3 protein-coding genes are annotated in these 3,914 nt (G+C 42.1%); 2 read left to right on the forward strand and 1 reads right to left on the reverse strand.

The features are described 5' to 3' along the window. Window positions 1-97 precede the first annotated feature (97 nt). Both EI161_RS13615 and EI161_RS13620 read left to right on the forward strand, forming a co-directional pair. A complete protein-coding gene (locus EI161_RS13615) occupies window positions 98-1,654 on the forward strand; it encodes a TonB-dependent siderophore receptor (RefSeq protein WP_192529793.1) in 1,557 nt (518 codons plus the stop codon). Between the two features lie 104 nt (window positions 1,655-1,758). Further along, complete coding sequence (locus EI161_RS13620; RefSeq protein WP_192529795.1) at window positions 1,759-2,901, forward strand: SIP domain-containing protein; 1,143 nt, start codon at window positions 1,759-1,761, stop codon at window positions 2,899-2,901. 362 nt (window positions 2,902-3,263) lie between these two features. Here the strand turns inward: EI161_RS13620 and EI161_RS13625 are convergent. Continuing rightward, on the reverse strand, window positions 3,264-3,914 hold a 651-nt coding region (locus EI161_RS13625), incomplete at its 5' end, for a siderophore-interacting protein (RefSeq protein WP_192529796.1).

A 3,914-nucleotide genomic window follows, 5' to 3' on the forward strand; every position in this document is an offset into this window, starting at 1 on the left:
TTGCTTTGGCTGTCACCCTCCTTTATTTCTTCAGCATACTTTCTGACACACCACCCAAATTCTAGAAGCCAATGTTAGCAATCCGACAGGCTACGGCGTGTCTGCTGATCTGCAGGGCAGTTTAAGTGCTGATGACAGTCTCGTTGGTCGCACGGTGCTGCAATACAATCAGCGTGCCAATCCAGTAGTCGATGATATCGGCGGGAAAGACAATCAAAACAGTACGGTCTACGTCAGTGCCGACAAGCAATTGAATGAGAACAGTAAATTTGGTTTTGGCTACTTGATGCAAGATCGGCAAATTACCCCTGATAATGGTCTGCCTACCTTTGCTGATAAATCATTAATATCGCTACCACGTGATGATTTTTATGGTGCCAAGTGGAACGATTTTAACAGTCAAAGCCATGATGTTTTTGCCGATTTTGAGCATCGTCTTGCTAGTGCCGGCGTCATCAGTGCTGGTATGCGCTACTCTGATAGAGAAGCTGATTATAATTATGCCTTTGCAGGAGGCGCCCTTGAGGATAATAAAACCAGTGTTGCCGGTATTGGTGCAGATATTCACGAAACGTCGCTTAGTGCTGATGTCAATCTAAGCCAACCGTTTAAGATTGGCAACCATCAAAGCGAATATGTCATTGGTGCTGACTATAAACGCTTTAAAACTGATAATGAAAACGCGCGTACTAAAGCCTTGGGTCAAGGTTTAACGGTCGGACAAATCAATGATTTGAACGAAGTCAGTATTATTGAGCAAGCACGTCGCGGTGAAAAAGGCTTTGCGCTTGCCCATACTGAGAACACCCTGAGTGAAACGGGTTTATACGGCAAAGTGAATTACAAGCCTATCGATAAATTAAGCCTAATTGTCGGCGGTCGTTTGAGTCATTATGAGATAGAAAGTGATGATAAGATTAGCAATGCTGATGCCAGTACTGACAGTAGTAGCAAAGCCACTGGTTATGGGGCTGCTGTGTATGAGCTGACGCCGAATATCAATGCCTATGGCAGTTATACTCAAGTCTTTACCCCGCAATATGTTGCCAATCAAGACGGCGAATTACTAAAACCGCGTGAAGGCGATCAGATAGAAATCGGTCTAAAAGGTCATTGGCAAGATACCTTGTCAGCGAGACTGAGTGGCTACCGTCTGACCGATGAAAATGCTGCTGCTCCCACAGCAGATGGCGATCAAGTGGCATTAGGAAAACGTCAAATGCAAGGCGTAGAAGTAGAAGTTAATGGCGAAATTATGCCTAACTTACAAGTATCTGGTGGCTATAGCTATTTAGATAGTGATATCAAACAGGCATCGAGTGATAGGGATGATGGCATTTTCCTATTGATGCCCAAGCACTCTGCTAATCTTTGGGTAAGCTATAAAGCGGATAATTTGCTTGCTCGTCCATTAACAATGGGATTGGGTGTCAACGCCGTCGGTGAATTCTCATCCTCGCAAGGTATCAAGGCAGATTCTTATAATACCTGGGATGCGATGGTCAGTTATCCATTTAATGAGCAGCTCACTGGTCAATTAAACGTTTATAATTTATTTAATAAAGACCATTACGTCCGTGTCGGTTCGCTCAATACGTTTAATATACCGGGTGATGAACGTGAAGTAAAAGCGTCACTGTCTTATAAGTTTTAGCTAGAATCACGGCTTGCTATATCGTAAGCCTAATAAATGAGGCGCATTGAGTTGATCAGGCGCCTTATATTTTTTGTGAAATTATTTTTTATAAGGGGTCCGTTATGTCCCAAGTTGTTGATAATCTTTATACTGATAAAGTACCATTACCCGTGGCGACCAAAACCAAGTTTATGAATCATGTCAATGAAGAGCATCAAGATGAACTGGCGCTGTTTGTAGAAGCATTTGCTGATACCAAGCTTAGTAATGAGATGGCAGTTGTGGTAGCAGAGGTCTATAGCGATGGACTATTACTTGAAGCGTCGGTGCAAAATGTAGGGCTTTTACTAAATCTAGAAGCTGACGCGCGGCCTGATGCTGTCAGTCAATTCTTTATTGAATTTGAAAATATTATTGATGAAACCATTACTTTGAAGTCGCAATATATCAATCTCTTGCAAGTGGCTTCAAAGAAACTTGGTAAGCAGGCGATAAAACAGCAAGAGCGGCATTTCACAGTGATTGATGGTTATTACGCCAGCCCGAATATGTTCCGATTGGTAGTCGCTGCACCTGCTGATACGCCACTGAATCATGCAGGATATGCCTATCTGTTTGAAATGAATGCTGACGTATCAATTAGTCATGAATCTACCAACGCCTCTGCTAACGCCTCGGAGAAATTACAGCGTTATTATACCTTACGAAAAGCATGGCAAGATGCAGAAACTCAGCAAATACAGGGTTGGGTGGATACTTATATTCATGGTGATACACCTGGTGGTAATTGGGCGAGAGCGGCACTAGCTGGCACACAACTGAAAAGTGTTCGCGATTATCCTGAAAAGATTGCGCATTTAAATGACGGACAATGTCTGCTTATCTGCGACGAAACGTCTATACCAACAGTCGCTAATTTATTAGAAAATTGGCAAAATCCGATAGCGCCAATTGTCATTGTCGTTACTTGTGATGTGGCAGATAGGGTTTATCTACAAGATATCGAATTCAGTCAGACGTTGGCACAGATAGATAATTTTAAACAACATAACATAGTGCATATTTTGAATACACCAGCCATCAATCTCCCTGACACTATTATCTCTACGATAGATAGCTGCTTAGAGGCCACATCTATTCATATAGATAAAATCTGGGGTGCAATTAGTGCAGCGGATGCCAAAGTGTTAAGGCGTCAACTAAAGGCTCAGTTTGATTTATCTCGGCAGGATATGGTCATGAAGGTGTATTGGCGAGCGTCTTAAAGAGTGGATATAATCAGAAGAAAGTTAGAATATGCTATCAAGTCTTAATTTTGTTAATATGACCTAAATGAACTGGGTGTGTTGAACATTCAACCATGTCCCTGACAGAAAATATTTTTTATCAATGAAGTGGCAAAAAGAGTCCTGTACCAGTTTGTTAAGTAAGGGCTGATGCTAAAATTATCTCGTAATGCGTTGCAACTTTAGCTAAGATTTCTGCATTATCGTCAATTTGCGCCTTGTCTGGAACAATTTTAGCGATCACTAGGGGCTATTTGTGAATGTTCAATACGGCCTAGTTTATAATAATTATATTAAAAACTGATAATTACATTACCATTTATTAAAAGACAAATAGCATATTATGCTAGGTTTTTTGCATCTTTCTGCTTCTCAATTTTATGCTGGTCTTCTGTGCTATCGACTTTCCAATAGCTGGATATGTATAAATGCGTTCTTGGTATTGAGAAATATGTTTTAAAGTAATGGCGCAGGGCGCGCATACTATGAAATTCACATGCTGCCCACACCGCAGGCCGGCCTGCTAGCCACGTAAGCGTTTTAACCCTTTCAAGTAATGGGCTGCTTTCGGTATTTGGATGTGAGTTGATCACCCAGTGAATGTCAACGTTGTCTGGTTTTTTGAGTAGTTGCTTATCCGCTTCACTGGTGACTTCAAGGACTGCATAGCCGCAGGCATTAGCAGGTAGCTGGGCAAGATTGACGCTAATGGCTGGTAGCGCTGTCATATCACCAACCAATAAAAACCAATCTGCCTCATTATTAATCAGCTTCTTTGGTCCTGGGCCGCCGACCAATATTTGCTCACCAACTTGGGCATTACGTGCCCACATTGAAGCAGGGCCTTCAGCGTCATGCAAAGCAAAATCGACATCTATTTCATCCTCACGTTGACTACTAATGGTATAAGTGCGCATCAGTGGTCGAGCCCCATGGTCTTGAGGAAATATGAGTTTAATATAAGCGCTTTCTTGATCTGCCGGAAAATCAGT

The organism is Psychrobacter sp. FME5 (assembly GCF_014861375.1).
Classification (GTDB): domain Bacteria; phylum Pseudomonadota; class Gammaproteobacteria; order Pseudomonadales; family Moraxellaceae; genus Psychrobacter.

What these genes read in the sequence shown, in the direction of transcription:
- EI161_RS13620 (WP_192529795.1), top strand. Translation starts at nt 1,759, where the DNA reads ATGTCCCAAGTTGTTGATAATCTTTATACTGATAAAGTACCATTACCC.